This is a genomic window from Candidatus Amarolinea dominans (assembly GCF_016704685.1).
Lineage (GTDB): Bacteria > Chloroflexota > Anaerolineae > SSC4 > Amarolineaceae > Amarolinea > Amarolinea dominans.
Window position 1 is genome coordinate 19,844 of the sequence record NZ_JADIZS010000005.1, and the last position, 17,256, is coordinate 37,099.

At 64.2% G+C, this 17,256-nt stretch carries 17 protein-coding genes; 5 read left to right on the plus strand and 12 right to left on the minus strand.

Translation table 11 applies throughout. The features are described from left to right. Positions 1–55: 55 nt before the first annotated feature. On the minus strand, positions 56–832 hold the full coding sequence (locus tag IPF85_RS04400) for a class I SAM-dependent methyltransferase (protein WP_343406849.1): 777 nt from the start codon (positions 830–832) through the stop codon (positions 56–58). A gap of 336 nt (positions 833–1,168) precedes the next feature. Here IPF85_RS04400 and IPF85_RS04405 point away from each other — a divergent pair, with 336 nt between their 5' ends. The 5 genes from IPF85_RS04405 (at position 1,169) to chrA (ending at position 6,150) form a co-directional block, all read left to right on the plus strand. Further along, complete coding sequence (locus IPF85_RS04405) at positions 1,169–2,413, plus strand: MFS transporter (protein WP_343406850.1); 1,245 nt, start codon at positions 1,169–1,171, stop codon at positions 2,411–2,413. Next, positions 2,406–3,464 (plus strand): saccharopine dehydrogenase NADP-binding domain-containing protein, encoded by a 1,059-nt coding sequence (locus IPF85_RS04410; RefSeq protein ID WP_343406851.1) that lies wholly within the window; start codon positions 2,406–2,408, stop codon positions 3,462–3,464. Before IPF85_RS04405 ends, IPF85_RS04410 begins: the two co-directional genes overlap by 8 nt. Positions 3,465–3,663: 199 nt before the next feature. Continuing rightward, positions 3,664–4,005, plus strand: coding sequence for a TraR/DksA family transcriptional regulator (locus tag IPF85_RS04415; protein WP_343406852.1), 342 nt, complete (start codon positions 3,664–3,666; stop codon positions 4,003–4,005). Positions 4,006–4,013: 8 nt separating this feature from the next. After that, complete coding sequence (locus IPF85_RS04420) at positions 4,014–4,949, plus strand: RluA family pseudouridine synthase (RefSeq protein ID WP_343406853.1); 936 nt, start codon at positions 4,014–4,016, stop codon at positions 4,947–4,949. A 37-nt stretch (positions 4,950–4,986) separates the two neighbouring features. Beyond that, positions 4,987–6,150: a chromate efflux transporter gene (gene chrA, locus IPF85_RS04425; RefSeq protein ID WP_343406854.1), complete on the plus strand. Its 1,164-nt coding sequence runs from the start codon at positions 4,987–4,989 to the stop codon at positions 6,148–6,150. A gap of 5 nt (positions 6,151–6,155) precedes the next feature. Here chrA and gmhB read toward each other — a convergent pair whose 3' ends face one another. The 11 genes from gmhB to IPF85_RS04480 form a co-directional block, all read right to left on the minus strand. Then, the gene (gene gmhB / locus IPF85_RS04430) at positions 6,156–6,734 is read right to left on the minus strand and encodes a D-glycero-beta-D-manno-heptose 1,7-bisphosphate 7-phosphatase (RefSeq protein WP_343406855.1); all 579 of its coding nucleotides are present in this window, start codon (positions 6,732–6,734) and stop codon (positions 6,156–6,158) included. Further along, entirely contained in the window at positions 6,731–7,402 is a 672-nt protein-coding gene (locus IPF85_RS04435) for an SIS domain-containing protein (protein ID WP_343406856.1), read from the minus strand. Before IPF85_RS04435 ends, gmhB begins: the two co-directional genes overlap by 4 nt. After that, positions 7,399–8,799 carry a sugar transferase gene (locus tag IPF85_RS04440; RefSeq protein WP_343406857.1) on the minus strand — a complete coding sequence of 467 codons (1,401 nt, stop codon included), beginning with the start codon at positions 8,797–8,799 and terminating at the stop codon, positions 7,399–7,401. The genes IPF85_RS04435 and IPF85_RS04440 overlap by 4 nt, the downstream gene beginning before the upstream one ends. A 4-nt stretch (positions 8,800–8,803) precedes the next feature. After that, positions 8,804–9,868, minus strand: coding sequence for a GHMP kinase (locus IPF85_RS04445; RefSeq protein WP_343406858.1), 1,065 nt, complete (start codon positions 9,866–9,868; stop codon positions 8,804–8,806). A gap of 9 nt (positions 9,869–9,877) precedes the next feature. Then, on the minus strand, positions 9,878–11,125 hold the full coding sequence (locus tag IPF85_RS04450) for a nucleotidyltransferase family protein (protein ID WP_343406859.1): 1,248 nt from the start codon (positions 11,123–11,125) through the stop codon (positions 9,878–9,880). A 32-nt stretch (positions 11,126–11,157) separates the two neighbouring features. After that, the gene (locus tag IPF85_RS04455; protein WP_343406860.1) at positions 11,158–12,270 is read right to left on the minus strand and encodes an NAD-dependent epimerase/dehydratase family protein; all 1,113 of its coding nucleotides are present in this window, start codon (positions 12,268–12,270) and stop codon (positions 11,158–11,160) included. Further along, positions 12,267–13,064, minus strand: a complete 798-nt coding sequence (locus IPF85_RS04460) for a class I SAM-dependent methyltransferase (protein ID WP_343406861.1) — start codon at positions 13,062–13,064, stop codon at positions 12,267–12,269. Before IPF85_RS04460 ends, IPF85_RS04455 begins: the two co-directional genes overlap by 4 nt. Positions 13,065–13,226: 162 nt before the next feature. Beyond that, positions 13,227–13,874 carry a sugar transferase gene (locus IPF85_RS04465; protein WP_343407030.1) on the minus strand — a complete coding sequence of 216 codons (648 nt, stop codon included), beginning with the start codon at positions 13,872–13,874 and terminating at the stop codon, positions 13,227–13,229. A 41-nt stretch (positions 13,875–13,915) separates the two neighbouring features. Next, complete coding sequence (wecB, locus tag IPF85_RS04470) at positions 13,916–15,070, minus strand: UDP-N-acetylglucosamine 2-epimerase (non-hydrolyzing) (protein WP_343407031.1); 1,155 nt, start codon at positions 15,068–15,070, stop codon at positions 13,916–13,918. After that, positions 15,070–16,323, minus strand: a complete 1,254-nt coding sequence (locus IPF85_RS04475) for a nucleotide sugar dehydrogenase (protein ID WP_343406862.1) — start codon at positions 16,321–16,323, stop codon at positions 15,070–15,072. The genes wecB and IPF85_RS04475 overlap by 1 nt, the downstream gene beginning before the upstream one ends. Then, positions 16,310–17,224, minus strand: coding sequence for an NAD(P)-dependent oxidoreductase (locus IPF85_RS04480; protein ID WP_343406863.1), 915 nt, complete (start codon positions 17,222–17,224; stop codon positions 16,310–16,312). The genes IPF85_RS04475 and IPF85_RS04480 overlap by 14 nt, the downstream gene beginning before the upstream one ends. Between the last annotated feature and the right edge of the window lie 32 nt (positions 17,225–17,256).

The window sequence follows — 17,256 nt, forward strand, 5'->3', positions numbered from 1 at the left end:
CGCAGAGCCGAACAAACAGGTCGCCTTCGTTACCTGTTTGTTCTCTTGAATTCCATCAGCCGCCTGGTTTGACGGCCCGCGTGGCGATGAACGTTGCCAGGTACTCAGTGAACACCTCATCCGGGCTACGATCCTCGAAAAACCCGGTCAATACAAAGCCGGCCGCCAGCTGCCCGCCGATTTGATCGTCCAACGTATGGCCGAATTCAAGGGGTGTGCCCTGCGCCAGGTAGCGCTGGCGCTCCTCCTCGGTCAAGTCGGTGAGATCAGAGTATGGCAGGCGGTGGCGCACCTTGAAGATGCCCTGGTCGGCCAATTCAACGTCGAATAGATAGCGCACGGGGTTGGCGAAGCCGGCCAGGAGCGCGCCGCCCAGCCGCAGCACACGGTAGCACTCACGCCAGACCGGGCGCACGTCAGGCGCAAATAAGTTGGAGACTGGATGGAAGATCAGATCGAAGGATTCAGCGGCAAACGCAGAGAGATCGGCCATATCGCCCTGCACCGTGCGGATGGCAAGCCCCTCCCGCTCAGCCACCTCGCGATCACGCGCCAACTGCGCGGGTGAGTTGTCAAAGACCGTCACCTGAGCGCCGGCCGCGGCCAAGACCGGCCCCTGCTGTCCGCCGCCCGACGCCAGGCAGAGGACATCGCGGCCGCTGAGCGGATCCGGAAACCATGACCTGGGCACCGGAATGGTGGGCGTCAGCACGATCGCCCAGCGCCCCTGTCGCGCTTCCGCAATCACCTCCGCGCTGAAGGGCACCGTCCAGGGATTGCCCTGCTCTACCTGTTGATTCCACGCCTGCCGATTGTACGCCACAACGTCCATCGTTGCCTCCTATTGACGGTTCTGGATATCAGCCCTATCTTACTCGATCACCGTGTTACCGTGCAAGCTCTTGCATCATCGCAGGGACGCCACGGCACGAAGACGCCACGGCGCCAAGACAGCATAGCCCTTTGCGGCCTTTGCGTCTCCGCGTCTTTGCGTTTCGTTCCTCTGGAGCTCTCTGGAACGTATAGAAAGGTTTGCAGCCGGGGGCGATTTGACAAGCGTTGAGCGGTGGCATACTATGGCCTCGATTGGCATCTACCGGGCCGAACCGGCGCCCAAAGGCATGCACGCATCCCCGCCGTCAGACCATGATCGAGGAGAAAATAAAGCGTGAGTCAAGCCAACCCCAAGCCCACAACGGGCGTGCGCAGTCTGCCCCGCAACGTCTGGGCGGTCAGCATCACCAGTTTCCTGATGGACATCTCCAGCGAGATGGTCATCAACCTGCTGCCGCTCTTCTTATCCAACGTGCTCGGCGTCAAAACCAACGTCATTGGCCTGATCGAAGGGGTGGCCGAAGCCACGGCCAGCCTGCTCAAGCTCTTCTCCGGTTGGCTGTCCGATCGCCTGCGCGCGCGCAAGTGGTTGGCGGTGGCCGGCTATGGCATCTCGGCCCTCTCTAAGCCCTTTTTCTATCTCGCGACCGGGTGGGGGGCCGTGGCCGGCGCGCGCTGGGCCGATCGGGTCGGCAAAGGCGTGCGCACCGCGCCGCGCGATGCCCTGGTGGCCGATTCCGTCACCCCCGCGCAACGCGGCCTGGCTTTCGGCTTTCACCGCGCCGCCGACACGGCCGGGGCCGTATTGGGACTCAGCATTGCGCTGCTCGTCGTCTGGCTGGCACAGTCTGGCAGCGTCGGCTTGACCGCCGCGACGTTTCGCACCCTGGTGCTCATCAGCCTGATCCCGGCCGGCCTGGCGGTGATTACCCTCGCCTTTGGGGCCACCGATGTGCCGGTTACAGGCGCGGCGAAGGCGCCTGCGCTGGGCTTCAAGGGCCTGGGTCGGCCCTTTCTGCTCTTCATGCTCGTCGTCGGCATCTTCGACCTGGGCAACTCCTCGGACGCCTTCCTGGTGCTGCGCGCACAAGAGCGTGGCCTCAGCGTGCTCGGCGTGCTCGGCATGCTCATCACCTTCAACCTGATCTACACCCTGATCTCAACCCCGGCCGGCGCCTTGTCTGACCGCATCGGGCGACGGCGCCTGCTCATCGGGGGCTGGCTGGTCTATGCGCTGATCTACCTGGGCTTTGGCCTGGCGCAGGCGGCCTGGCACATCTGGGCGTTGTATGCCGTCTACGGTTTTTATTACGGCATGGCTTATGGCACAGCCAAGGCCCTGGTGGCCGACCTGGCGCCAGCCCATCTGCGCGGCGCCGCCTTTGGCACCTACAGCGCCGTGCTCGGTATTTTGGATTTACCGGCCTCCCTCATCGCCGGCATCCTCTGGCAAGGGGTCGGCAGTTGGGCGGGTTTCGGCCCGACAGCCCCGTTTCTTTTTGGCGCGGCCATGGCCCTGATCGCGGCCATCGCCATGATCTTCGTCCCCCGCGGGCAGCAGGAGGTGAGTCATGTCTGAGTCATTCTTGATCTATGGCGCCACCGGCTACACCGGCCGCTTGATCGCCGGACTGGCGGTTGCACAAAGCCTGCGCCCGTTGCTGGCCGGACGTTCGGCCGCCGCCCTGGCCACCCTGGCGGGCGAACTTGGGCTTGATTACCGGGTGGCGCCGCTGGCCGATGCGGCCGCGCTGGACGCCGCGCTGGCCGGCGTTGCCGCGGTGTTGCACGCGGCCGGCCCCTTTGCGCACACCGCGCAGCCGATGGTGGACGCCTGCCTGCGCAACCGCGTCCACTACCTGGACATCACCGGCGAAATTGCCGTCTTCGAGGCGCTGGCGCGGCGCTCGGCTGAGGCGCAGGCGGCAGGCATCAGCCTACTGCCCGGCGTCGGCTTCGATGTCGTGCCTACTGACTGCCTGGCCGCGCACCTCCACGCCCGGCTGCCCGGCGCCACCCACCTGGCGCTGGCCTTTCGCAGCGTCGGCAGCACCTGGTCACGCGGCACCCTGCGCACCATGCTCGAGGATATTGACCGCTTGGGCGCCATCCGCGAACAGGGCAAGATTCGTCGCGTGCCCGCGGCCTGGAAGACCCGCGCTGTTGATTTCGGCCGCGGCCCGGTGACGTGCGTCACCATTCCCTGGGGCGACGTAGCCACCGCTTTCTACAGCACCGGCATCCCCAACATCGAGGTCTATGGCGTCTTTCCGCCCGCGGCGCGCCGGCTGCTGCTTGCCAGCCGTTGGGTGGGCGGTCTGTTGGCCGCGGCGCCCATGCAGCGCGTGCTCAAGCTCGCGATCGGCGCGGGCGCGCCGGGGCCAAGCGCCGATCAGCGCAGTCAGGGTTTCAGCCTGGTGTGGGGCGAAGTGCGCGACGACCAAGGCCAGGCGCGGGTCTCGCGGCTGCGTACGCCGGAGGGCTATCAACTCACCGCGCTGACCAGCCTGGCGGCCGTGCAGCGTGTGCTGGCCGGCGGCATCCCCAGCGGTTTTCAGACGCCATCGCTGGCGTTTGGCGCAGATTTCATCATGCAGATGGCGGGCGTGACGCGCACCGACCTGGCGTAACGCGCACCGACCTGGCGTGAAAGTCCACCGCTTTTTCATCGTGCTCGATCCCAGCCCGCGCAAGTGGGCTTCGCAGCCGTTGCAGCGACTTGCAGTCGCCCGGCGAAATGCACCCATCGTCATCATGTTGACAGGTCGCAGACAGACGAGTAAAATCAGTTTCAAGATCGTCCCCGGTTGCACTCGACGAGGAGATGCCATGACACGTGATGATGCCCGTCTGCAGCGGCAGCTTGAGGTGGAGCGCAGGTGCCTGCAGGAAGAAATCGCCCACTACGAAGTTCAGGTGCGCAACCACAATCCGGGCCTGGGCAACCACATGGCCGATGATGCCACGGACGCGTTCGATCAGGCCGCGGCGTTGACGATGAACGGATCGCACAATCGCGCCCTGACAGACGTGGATCGTGCGCTGGCGCGCCTGGAGGCCGGCACCTACGGCTTTTGTGAGCGCTGCGGCGAGCCGATTGACTTTGCCCGCCTCAAGGCCCTGCCCTCCGCCAGCCTGTGCATACGCTGCCAGGTGCGTGCCGAGCAATGATGACTGACATGACGCTCGACGACGAACTCGAACCAACCGTCCTCACCGTTGACAGGAGCGGCGAACGCCTGGACAAGTGGCTCACCGCCGCGTTGCCGGAGCAGTCGCGTTCGGTCATTCAACGCTGGATCGAAGGACGCCGCGTGACCATCGCGGGCAGCATCGTCAAGGCCAGCTACCGCGTGCAGGCCCGCGACGTGGTGCAGATTGACATTCCGCCGGTGGCGCCCGCAACCCTGGAGCCGGAAGACATCCCATTGACCATCGTCTACGAAGATGCCGACGTGATCCTGGTGGACAAGCCGGCCGGCCTGGTGGTGCATCCGGCGCCCGGCCACCCCAGCGGTACACTGGTCAACGCGATTCTCTTTCACGTGCCTGATCTGGCCGGCATCGGTGGCGAAGTGCGCCCCGGCATTGTCCATCGCCTGGACAAAGACACCTCCGGCCTGGTCCTCGTCGCCAAGAACGAGAAGGCCCTGCGCGAGCTGCAGCGCCAATTCAAAGAACGGCTGGTACACAAGGTCTACCTGGCGCTGCTTGATGGCATTCTGACGCCACGCCAGGGCACGATCGAAGCGCCCATTGGCCGTGATCCCCGCAATCGCCAGCGCATGGCCGTCATCACCGGGCAGGAGAGCAAGCACGCGCGGCCAGCCGTGACCCATTACCGGGTACGCGACTACTACAACGGCTTCACCCTGGTGGAGGCCGAGCCGCACACCGGCCGCACGCACCAGATTCGCGTGCATTTTCAGTTCATTGGCTTTCCACTGCTGGCGGATGCCATCTACGGGCACCGCAAGCCACGCCTGGCCTGTCCGCGCCATTTTCTCCACGCCCACATCCTCGGTTTCCAGCGCCCATCCGATGGCGTCTATGTGGAGTGTACCTCCCCGCTGCCGGCCGACCTGCAGGCTGTGCTCGACACGCTGGCCGCATGAATCACGCTGCTGCGCGACCCTCGGTGTCAATGTGGGCATGAACTCCACCTCCACCTCCACCTCCACCGAACCTTTGACCGGGCGCCTGCGTGACGTTTTCCTCGTCTTCCTCAAGCTGGGCTTGACCGCGTTCGGCGGCCCGGCCGCGCATGTCGGCCTGTTTCACGACGAAATCGTGCGCCGCCGGCGCTGGCTGAACGATCAGGAGTTTCTGGATCTCCTCGGCGCCACCAATTTGATCCCAGGGCCAAACTCGACCGAGATGGCCATCCACGTGGGACGGCTGCGCGCCGGCTGGCTGGGGCTGATTGCCGGCGGGGTTGGGTTCATCTTGCCCGCGATGCTGTTGGTGATGGCGCTGGCCGCGGCCTATGTTCGTTTTGGCGCCACGCCTCAAGTCAACTGGCTCCTGCTGGGCATCAAGCCGGTCATCATCGCCATCATCGCGCAGGCGCTGTGGGCCTTGGGCCAAAAGGCGTTGACTGACCGGGTGACGATGGCCGCGGCCGGATTGGCGCTGGCGCTGGCCCTGGTGGGCGTCAACGAATTGGCGCTTCTCTTCGGCATCACCCTGGCCGTCATGCTGATTCGCAACTGGCGTTTTTGGCCTCGTGCGGCCGGCGCGCTGGCCCTGCCCTGGGGCCTGAGCTGGATGGTCGCGGCCGGCGCGGCGCCATTCACGCTGGCGCGCCTCTTCCTGACCTTCCTGAAGATCGGCTCGGTGCTCTATGGCAGCGGCTACGTGCTGTTCGCCTTCGTGCGCGCCGATTTCGTGCTGCGTCTGGGTTGGTTGAGCGACCGCCAGTTGATTGATGCGATTGCCGTGGGCCAGGTGACGCCGGGGCCGCTTTTCACCACGGCCACATTCATCGGCTATCTGCTGGGCGGCGCGGTCGGCGCGGTTCTGGCCACGGTGGGCATCTTCCTGCCGGCCTTCATCTTTGTGGCGATCAGCGGCCCGCTCATCCCGCGGCTGCGGACTTCGCCCTGGGCCGGCGCGCTGTTGGACGGCGCCAACGCCGCCTCGCTGGGCCTGATGGCCGCGGTGACCTGGCAACTGGCGCGCGCCGCGTTCAGCGACTGGTTTACGGTCGGCCTGGGCCTGCTGTCCGCGCTGCTGCTCCTGCGCTTTCGCATTCCCACAACCTGGCTGCTGCTCGGCGGCGCGGCCGCCGGGCTGGGGATGATGCTGGCGAGGTAGTTGGCCTACGCGGCGCGGGCGAGGATCCAGGAGACGGCTGCGCTGAGATCGTCTACGACCGGGCAGATGGCGTGGGTTTGGGTGTCGAGCAGGGCTTCGTGGCCGCGGCCGCGGCCGGTGCGCACGAGCAAGGGTTGCACGCCCGCGGCCAGGGCCGCTTCCAGGTCGGTGATGGCGTCGCCGACGAGAAATGAGCGGCCCAGGTCGAGTTCGAGCGCGGCCGCGGCCTGCAAAAGCATGCCGGGCAGCGGTTTGCGACAGTCGCAGCCCTCGTTGGGCCGATGCGGGCAGACGTAGATGGCATCGAGCTGACCGCCGGCCTTCTCGATGATGGCCTGCAGGCGCTGATGAATGTCGTCCAGGGTGGCCGGGGGCAGCAAGCCACGGTTGACCGCCGACTGATTGGTGACGACCACCACGGCGAAGGGGGTGGCACGCAGGGTTTGCAAAGCCGTCAACGCGCCCGGCAGGAGTTCCACCTCTGCCCACGACTTGACATAGTCATGACGGTTTTGGACGATGACGCCGTCGCGATCGAGGAAGATGGCCGGGCGGCGACCGTTGACGGGTTGGCCGGCCGTCATGCCACGGCGCCGTTGCGAGAAGGCTTGAGCGGCTGCACCCCGATCATCGCCGGCGCCGCGTTGACCGCCAGGTCTGGCTCGGCGGCAATGGCACGGCGCAGCGTCACCGTCAGGGTGTGGCACAGGATCATGTGCGCATCCTCCACCTGTTCCATGCAGCGGCTGGGCACATGCAGGCCCAGGTCAGCCAACGGCTGCAGCTTGCCGCCATCGAAGCCGGTGATGCCCACGGTGATGGCGCCGTGGGCCTGCGCCACCTCCACCGCCCGCAGCACGTTGGGCGAATTGCCGCTGCCGCTGATGGCAACCAGCACCGCGCCCGGCTCCACGAAGTTGATCACCTGTTCGGCCAGTGCGTATTCGTAAGCGGTATCGTTGCTCCAGGCCATCAACAGCGCGGTGTTGTCCACCAACCCCAGCGCGCGGAAACGACGCTTACCGGCCACGTTGGTTCCTTTGTTCAGATCATTGACGAAGTGCGAGGCGGTGGCCGCGCTGCCGCCGTTGCCGCAGACGAAGACCGGATGCCCGCCCCGCCAGGCGCCCAGCAGGGCCTCAACCACGGCAGGCACGGCGGCCACCGGTAAATCGTTCATCAGGGCCTGAACGTCTGCCACATACTGTGCAGCCTGGCTCTGAACAGTTCGAACACCTTGTAAGTCGTTCATGTTGGATAATCCTCCTCGGACAGGGGAAGCTGTGCTTTGGCGCGTTCGCCGCGCAGGATACGGACGATGGTCTGGATCAGGATTTGCAGATCCATCCAGATGGTCCAATTGCGAATGTAATAGTTGGTCAGGCGCATCTCTTCATCGAAACTGCGCTCGCCGCCCACCGCCCACGGCCCGGTAATGCCGGGTTTGATCGTCAGCAGGTTGGCCAGGGTTGGCTCGACCAGGATGTTCTTGCTGTGCGCAATGGTGCGGGGACCAATCAGGCTCATGTGCCCGCTCAGGATGTTAATCAATTGCGGCAACTTGTCAAGCCCCAGGCGGAGGATGAAAGCGGCGAGGGGGTGGGGAGTGGGGCGGCCAAAGCGGGTGTTGAACTTGTAGGTGATGAAGGAACTGCCGCGTGCGCCCCAGACCTTGTGGCGTTCCAGGATTGGTTCGGAGGTGGACAGGCGAATGGCGACGGCCAGCAGCAGGGCCAGCGGCGCCAGCACGATCGCGGCCAGCAGTCCGAGCCCGAAATCGAGCGCCGCTTTGAACAGGGCATCGAAGCCGGTCAGGCGCATCTTGTTGACGCGCAGCAAGGGCACGAAATCGCGATAACTGACCTCCACGCTGGTGGCCAGGATGTCGTAGTAGCCAGGTGAGAGCAGAATATCAAAGCGGCTGGGTGCGGTCGCCTGCTGCATCAGGTTCTGGAACGTTTCCCAGGCCACGGCCGTGGACACGACGATGACCTCCCTGACATCGTAGCGCCGGGCCACCTCGTGCAGCATGGCCGGCGTGCCCAGCACCTCCAACGCGTTGCCGCGGGCCGCTTCACCCACGCGGGCGCCCAGGGGCAGGAAGTCGTCCAGAAAGCCAACGACCTCAAGGCGCGCGCCGGGCGCGGTGCGGAACTGGTTGGCCAGCGCCTGTCCGTGGGTGTTGGCGCCGATGATGAGGACGCGGGTGATGAAGCGCCCACGCCCGCGCACGAAGACGATGATGCGGCGCACCACGAAGCGGGCCAGACTGATGAAGGCGATGGAGAAGACCCAAGCCAGCAGCAGCCAGCCGCGCGCGGGCAAGGCTGAGCCAGGGCTGGTGAACACGGCCGCTAACACCAGCGCCAGCAGTCCATAGGTGCAGGCGGTTGCCACCTTGAAGTACTCCTGCAAGCCTTCCAGGAGCAGGCGGGTATCATAGAGCCGATGCAGGCCCAGGATGAGCAGCCACAGCGGGATGGAGAGCAGACTGGAGCGCACGTACTCATCGAGGGAGCTGAAATTGCGCGCCGGCAGCCAGCCGCTCTCGACGCGCACGTAGTAGGCCGCCATCAGCGCGGCCCCGATCATGAGGGCATCCAGCACGATCAGGATGAAAACCAGGAGGGTACGTTCACGACGTGACATGGCTCTATTCTCGGTGCAGACGGGTGCGGTGGCGCACGTGTGCGAGGGGTGAATCGAGCTGCAGGCCGCTGTTCATGAGCACCTGGGCGCCGTTGAGATCGAAGCGAAAATCCATGCGCTGTAAGCCCAGCGCGCCCAGGGCCTCGGTCACGCGCCCCTGCTGCGACTCAGGGCAGTAGAGCATGAGAAAGCCGCCGCCACCGGCGCCGGTGATCTTGCCGCCGCTGGCGCCGCAGGCACGTGCTTGCGCGTAGCTTTCGTCAATGCGCTCATTGGAAACGCCCGGTGCAAAGCGCTTCTTCGCCTGCCAGTTTTGATCCAACAGCTCGCCGAAGGCGTCTAACTTGCCCTGTTCCAGGCACACTTTGACCTCGGCGGTCAGCGCCTTGACGCTGTGCAGCGCGGCGATCACCTGGGCGTCATCCTGTTTGCTCGACTGGCTCTGCTTGCTCAGTATTTCGGCCGAGTTGCGTGAGCTGCCCGTGAAAAAGAGCATCAAGCTGCGCTGCAGGCGCTGCCAGGTGTCATGGGACAGGGAGAGCGGCGTCACCTGAACGCGATCTGCCTGAAATTCGATATAATTGATGCCGCCAAACGCCGACGCGTACTGATCCTGCTTGCCGATCGGCATCCCCAGTTTGTGCAGTTCGATATGGCACGCCTCTTCGGCAATCTCTTGCTTGCTCATGGTCCAGCCGCAGGCCGCGCTGACCGCTTTGACCAGGGCCACCGTGACCGCGCTCGATGAGCCGAGGCCGGTGCCGGGCGGTATTTCGGAGGCCAGGAACATGGACAGGCCGTGGGTCACACCAAAATGATGCAGCACCGCCCGCGGCAGGCTCAGAGAGCCGTCGGTCATCAGTTCCGAGTCACGGTCGTGACGATAGAAGGTCTGGTAGTCGGAAGAGGTGATCTGCAGGGTATCGCTGTCGTTGACGTTGAGTACGACATAGAAATAGCGGTTGATCGCCGTGTTGATGACGGCGCCGCCGTAACGCAGATAGTAGGCTGGCAGATCGGTGCCGCCGCCCGCCAGGCTGATGCGCACTGGTGAACGAGCAATCAACATAGGATGGCCTCAGGCACGGTTCCAACGCCGGCGCAGTCCGACCCACAGCCGCCGGCTGCCCGCACGCCCCATGCGCCCCAGGATCATGCCCAGGCGACTGACGTAGAACCAGGTGGCATAGAGAAGGCCGTGATGGTCACGACGCGTCTGGCCGGGGAAGATGTTGATGGGGGGCGCGAAACGATGTCGAAGGTCGTGCGACATGGCACGAAAACGGTCGAGCAACAGGACCTGCCCCAACCCCAGCCAACTCCATTCGGCGCTGTCTTCCTGGATGATGCGCGTCAGGTTTTGTGCATCCACAAATGGTTTGAGCAGGAAGCGACGCACACGGCTGGGACGCAGCGTATCCAGTACATGCTGCGGCACCGGCGCGGCCATCACGTCATGCGTGAGCTGCAGCGTCATGTACAGCAAGGTGCAGGCGCCGGTCTGCTGCGCCAGGTTGAGCAGGTAGGCCCAGTCCAGCCCGGCGCCAAAGCTGCGCAGCATTTCGTTGACGTCTACTAACCAACGCAGGCCGACGTAACGGTGCTTGCGGATGTGAATAGTCAGGTGAAAGAGGATGTCCTCGGGTGAAAGCGAACGCAGGGCGTGACCGTTGTAGGCAAATGGCTGCGCCCGCGCCCACAGGTTGTCAATATCCAGGTTGAAGAGCTCGGGTTCGGCCAGGCTCCAGTGCAACTCGAGGAGGACGCCCTGGCCACTCGCGGACTGGCGCACGTAGGGGATGTCATAGCTGCGCGCCAACTGAAAATCGAGCTGACGTCCGGGCTGCAGGCTGTAGCCCAAGTCCTGCAAGGCCTGCTGAGCCGCGGCCACCTGGGCCAGGGGCACCATGATGTCCAGGTCGGCCGAAGGGCGCAGGGCCGGGTCGGGATAGAGCATGGCGCCGAGCACGATGCCTTTGAGGAGCAGGAAGTCAACCTCGCGGCGCCGCAACTGGTCGGCGGCCTGAAACAATTCAGATTCGAGCAGCAGGTTGTCGCCCAGGGTGCTGTAGTAGCTGGCTTCGAACTGGCGCCACACCGCGGCCGGTGCATTGGCCGCGACGTTGAGCGCGCGCAGGTTATGAAACACAAGTGGCGCCAGGCCATGTGCGCGCGCTAATTCGTAGAAGAGCGGCCAGGGGATGCCGCGTTCGATGGCCGCGAGGACCTGGCCGCGCTCGTCGTTGGTCAGACTGCGCCGGCTGACCAACAGGAGCAACTGTTGCGCGGATTGGGGTTGTTGCACATCCACGTTCGATGGCGTCATGGGCAAGGGTTCGCGGCGACTGACCGATGTAATCACGCGACAGACCGTACCGTGCCGAGTTTCTTCATAATGCGGGTTGCTTCCTCGTAGTATTTGGCAAACGAGACCTGGGTCTGCGCCCAGGCAATGTAGTCCTGGATCGTCTGCGACAGCGGCACTGTGGGTTGCCAGCCCAATGCCTGCAAGCGGCCAATGTCGGAGACAATGTGACGGGTGTCCCCCAGGCGGAACTCGGCCGGAATGCGGGGTGCAATGTCATAACCGACAGCCGCGGCCACAGCGGCCGCGTAGTCGAGCACGCTCACGGCGTCCCTGCCGCCGACGTTGAACGCGCGGTAGTCGGCGCGGGCGTCCAGCAGCACTAACTCGATGCCGCGCGCCACATCGCTGACATTGACATAGTCGCGTAACTGATTGCCGTCTTCGAAAATCACCGGCGCTTCCTGGTGCAGCAGCGCCATGGTGAACAAGCGCAGGATGCCCGAATAGGCGTTGCGTAACGACTGGCGCGGCCCCTGGGTGATCGAGAAACGCAAGGCCACTGACGGAATCTGATAGCGGCAGCCGAGGTTGAGGGCGATCATCTCTTGCGTATATTTGGAGATGGCGTACTGGTTGTGTGGGTTGACGTGGGCCTCATCGGTGCGCTGCACGTCGAGTGGGCCGCCGCACACCGGGCAAGTCAACTCCCACAGGCCACTCCGCAACTGCGCCTCCGTGCGCGGACCCGGATACTGCACGTGGTCCCGGCTGCAGGCATATTTGCCCTCGCCATAGACCGCCTGCGACGATGCCACCACGACTTTCTGAATCGGGTAGTGATGGCCGACGATCAACTCGTACAACAGCGCCGTGCCCACCGCGTTGACGTGGAAGAATTTGGCGAAATCTGGCAGATAGTCCTGATAGGCCGCCAGGTGAATCACGGCATCCATGCCCTGCAGGGCGCGGTTGAGCACGCTCCGCTCACACACATCGCCCAGCATGAACTCGGCGGCAGCCGGTACATAGTCAGGAATTTGACCATCGTCATGCACAGGTGGGGTCAAGTTATCGAGAATACGCACATGATGACCGCGTGCCAGCAGAAGGTCAACGGTGTGCGAGCCAATGAAGCCGGCTCCGCCGGTTACTAAAATGTTCATCTATCCCCCGGTGGTGGTTGTTGGGGCGCTTTCACGAATTCCAGCACCTGGAGAAAGCTCCAGCTGCGCAGGGCCGGGATCCAACGTTCGAGCCACTGGTCAATTTGCAGGAAAAACTGCACGGCCCAGGGAAAGTTAAGCCAGTGGCGGGCAAGCAGCACAGTCAGGCAGAGCTGGGGAAAATGTACCCGGACTGAACCGCCAAACTGGCGACAGAAGATACGAATTTCCGCATCGTCCAGGGGGGCTTCGGCGGCCGAGCCGTAGCGGCGAATGCCAATGCGCCCCACCAGGTGGCGTCGCGCCCACATGAGCAGCGGGTTGCGTGCAGAATTCTCGATGAAAACGGCGCGGCCTCCCGGCCGCAGCACACGCCCGATTTCAGCGCCAGCCTGCGCACAATCCAGGTGGTGCAGCACCTGGGCGCCAAAGACCAGGTCTACGCTGGCGTCCGCAAGGCCAAGCGCATGGGCATCCATGCTGGCGGCATGCACGTGTGAGGATTGGCCGGCCATCTGCGCCAGGGCCTGTCCGCGCTGCACGCCGGCCACGCTGACATCAACGGCCACGACGATCGCTCCCCGGCGCGCAATCTCAACGGCATGACGCCCGCTGCCACTGCCCACTTCGAGCACCAGGCTTTGTGCACCGGCGCCGAGCAGATCGAGTGCATAGACCTCACGCACGCTGAGTGGTTCGGCCAGGTCGGCCGCGAGCTGCCCCTGCCGCCGATAGCTCTCTTCGTAAAACAGACGTTCTTGGTGCGTCAGCTCATTCCACGGTGTTTCAGGCACTGCCGCTTTGTCTACCTGTCCCTGGTTGTCGCCGTCTTGCAGGCAAAAGAATGAGAGGGTACGACCCTCTCTTGTCCACAGACGCTGCACCCATTTTAACACAGGAAACCGAAGTGAGCACATTTGCACAGGTGTACGCAACGTGGCGCACGGCCGGCCGGCTCACGAGGCGCCGTGTCCCAACAGGACGGCGGGCACGGTGCGCAGCAGGATCCACAGATCGAGCCAGAACGAGCGCCGGGCGATATAGGCCAGGTCGAGCTTGACCCACTCGTCGAAATCGCTCACCCGATTGCGGCCGCTGATCTGCCAAAGACAGGTGAGGCCCGGTTTGACGCTCAACTTCGCACGCTGCCAATCTTGGAACTGCACGTACTCGCTGCGCAGGGGCGGCCGCGGTCCCACCAGGCTCATGTCGCCGATCAGCACGCTCCACAACTGCGGCAGTTCGTCCAGGCTCAGTTTGCGTAAGATGCGCCCCGCCGGCGTGATGCGCGGATCGTGCTTCATCTTGAAGACCGGTCCGCTCATTTCGTTGGCAGCCAGCAGTTGGGCCTTGAGCGCATCTGCGTTGACCACCATCGTGCGGAACTTGTAGCCGGTGAACGGCCGCCCGCCCAACCCCACCACCTGCCAGCGGTAGAAGACCGGGCCGGTCGAGGTCAGCTTAACGGCCAGCGCCAGCAGCAGCAGGAGCGGCGAGAGCAGGACCAGCAGCACGGCGCTGAGTCCAAGATCGAACCAGCGCTTACTGATTTCGTAAAGCGGGCGTGGCGGCGCCAGCGGCGCCGATGGAAGGTCTATGATGATTCACCTCGTGATGAGCGCAAAGTGCAGAAAATCGCCCTGTTTCAGCGTTCAGAATTTATGTAGCGGGCAACGATGGCGTCTACAATGCGGCGCGCGGCGCGGCCGTCGCCGTACGGGCTGGCGGCCTGGGCCATGGCTTGGTAGGCAGATTCGTCATGCAGCAAACGCTCTGTTGCGCGCACGATGTCGGCTTGCTCGGTGCCAACCAGGCGGGCATTGCCACTCTCGATGCCCTCGGGCCGCTCGGTGTCGCGGCGCAATACCAACACCGGTTTACCCAGCACCGGCGCCTCTTCCTGGATGCCGCCAGAATCGGTCAGGACCAGGGTGCAGCGCTTGAGCAGGTAGACCAGCGTTCGGTACTCGACCGGCTCCAGCAGGTGAATACGCTCGTGGCCGGCCAGGATGCGCATGACCGGCTCGCGCACCTGCGGGTTGAGATGCACCGGATAGACCAGGGTCACGTCCGGGTTGCGCTCGACAATCTGACGCAGGGCCAGACAGATCGCCACGAAGGGCGCGCCGAAGTTCTCGCGCCGATGCGCGGTCACCAGGAGCAGGCGGCCTGGCGTCTGCTCCAACCGCGTGCGCAGCGCCGGGTCCGGCTCGAACGGCTGGGTCGCAATGGACTGCAAGGCATCTACAACCGTGTTGCCGGTCAGAAAGATGTCCTCGGCCGACACGCCTTCGGCCTGCAGTGCCGCGACCGCGCGGGATGTGGGCGCAAAGTGCAGCGATGCCAGGCTGGCCACCAGGCGCCGATTCATCTCCTCGGGAAAAGGGCTGTAGCGCCGGTGGGTGCGCAGTCCGGCCTCGACGTGTCCCATCGGAATCTGTGCGTAGAAACTGGCCAACCCAGCCACCATGACCGTCGTCGTGTCGCCCTGCGCCAGCACCAGGTCAGGCTGCAGGTCTTGCAACACCTGACTGACGCGGGTCAGGGCCAGGGCGGTCAGGCCGGGCAGGGTCTGGTTGGGCTGCATCAGGTTCAGGTCCACATCGGGCCGGATGGCGAACAGGTCGAAGACCTGGTCGAGCATTTCGCGGTGCTGGGCGGTGGCGCAAACCAGCGACCGGATACCGGCCTGCCGCGCCAGCGCCCTGATGACCGGCGCCATTTTGACCGCCTCCGGCCGCGTGCCAACGATGGAAAGCACGGTGAATGGCGTGGTTCGCGCCTGGCCGTCGTCAGCCATCACGGCGCGTCATCCTGGTAGAAGCGCAGGACGATGGGGGTGCGCATGGCCGCCCTGACCGTCTCCTGTTCGGCCTTCCAGGCTTGTTTCACCACCTTGTGCTCGACCAGCAAGAGCAGGCAATCGGCGCCTGCCGCGGCGTCTGCCAGGCTGCTGTACTCATGGCCGACGACCAGCGGGTCATAGTGGGCCACCTGATAGCCATCCGCGCGCAGGAGGTGGACGATCTCCGTGGCCGGGCTTTCGCGGGTGTCCTCGGTGTCCGGCTTATAGCTCATGCCGATGGCGACCAGGCGGGGTGTGACCAGGTGGGCCACGGCCTGGCGCACGCGCGCGGCGATCTTGTGCGGCACTTCGTCGTTGACCAGCCGTGCGGTGAAGATCAGGCGCGAGTTGGCAGGATCCACCTCTTTGATGAACCACGGATCGAGCGGGATGCAGTGCCCGCCCACGCCGATGCCGGGGCGCATGATGTTGACGCGGGGATGTTTGTTGGCCAGCCGGATGACCTGCAGCGGGTCAATGCCCAGGCCCTCAGCCACCGCGGCAAACTCATTGGCCAGGGCGATGTTGACATCGCGAAAGGTGTTTTCGCACAGCTTGCACAGCTCGGCCGTCACATCGTCGGTCACGTAGAGATCGCCTTTGACAAAGGACGCGTAGAGCGCGCGGGCCATTTCACGGCCAACCGGCTCAGCGCAGCCGATGACGCGGTCGTTGTGGACGATCTCGTAGAACACGTCGCCGGGCAGGATGCGTTCCGGGCAGTGGGCCAGGTGAATGTCGGCGCCGACCCGGAGTCCCGTGCGCTCCAGCAGCGGGGTCACGACATGGCGGCAGGTCAACGGCGGAATCGTGGACTCGATGATGATCAGGTTACCCGCGCGCAGGTGGGGCAACAGCGCTTCGATGGCGCTGATGACGTACGACAGGTCGGCCACTTTTTTGCGCGGCTGCACCGGCGTAGGCACGGCGATGATGAAAATATCGGCCGGGCAGGGTGAGTGGCGCGCGCTCAGATTCTGACGTACCGTTGGATCGTGCAGCAGCGCCTGCAGCTCAGCCTCTTTGAGGTGCAGCACGCCTTCGTTGATCGCCGCCACGATGTTTTCGTTGATGTCAACGCCCACGACGCGCCAGCCCGCGCGCGCCAGCATCAGCGCGGCCGGCAGCCCCACGTAGCCGGTGCCCACCATCACCACCTGGGGATTGCGCGGGCTGGCGTCATCGAGCAGGCGTTCAACGTCGGGCATAGAACACCTTTTGCCATTCGATGGTACGCGCCACGCCTTCGGCCAGCGACACCGTGGCCTGATGCCCCAGGTCGCGCACGGCCTTGAGGGTATCGGCGCGCTTGTCACGCGTGTTGTGCGCCTCGTACTCCAGGTAGGTCACCAGGCGGTCGTCCTTGCCCAGGTGGGCCAGGATCATGTCAGAGAGCGCCTTGATGTCGTGATACTCGTCGCCGGCGATGTTGTAGATCTCACCGGGCTGGAAGCGCTCGCAGATGTTGGCCAGGGTGCGCACGCAGTCATCAATGTAGGTGGAGCTGCGATGGTGATTCAGATAGACCGTGTACGGTAGATCGTGCAAGGCTCGATAGATGAACAGGCAAATGACGCTGCGATAGGGCGAGTAAGGCTCTCCCGGCCCGTAGGTGTTGAACAGCCGCACCCGCACCGACTCGGTGCCGAAGCGGTCCATCGAATTCATGATCTGCTGTTCATTGACCCACTTGCTGATTGCGTAGTCGTTCAACTGGCGCACCGGAGAGTTTGCCATGACCTCCTCGCTCATCACGCCGGCATAATCGCCATAGACCTCGGAACTGCTGAAGGCGATCAGGCGAAAGCGCCGCTCCTCCTGCATGCGCAGGATGTTCTTGGTGCCAATCGCGTTGGTCTGCCAGACTTTCTCATAGTAATCTTCGCCATTGTTGCGTCCGAACTCAGCCGCCAGATGGTAGACAGTGTCGAACTCGTGCTGGTCGAACAACCGCTCGACCTGCCTGAACTCACCGACATCGCAGCGCACGTACTGGGCATCGTAATGATGGGCCAGATCGCATAGCCACACCTCATTGCCACGCCCGCGCAGCTCACGTACCAGAACTGAACCAACCGCTCCCAGGCCGCCGGTTACCAAAATTCGCATGAAAAAAATCCTTTCCAGAATAGTGTAGAGAT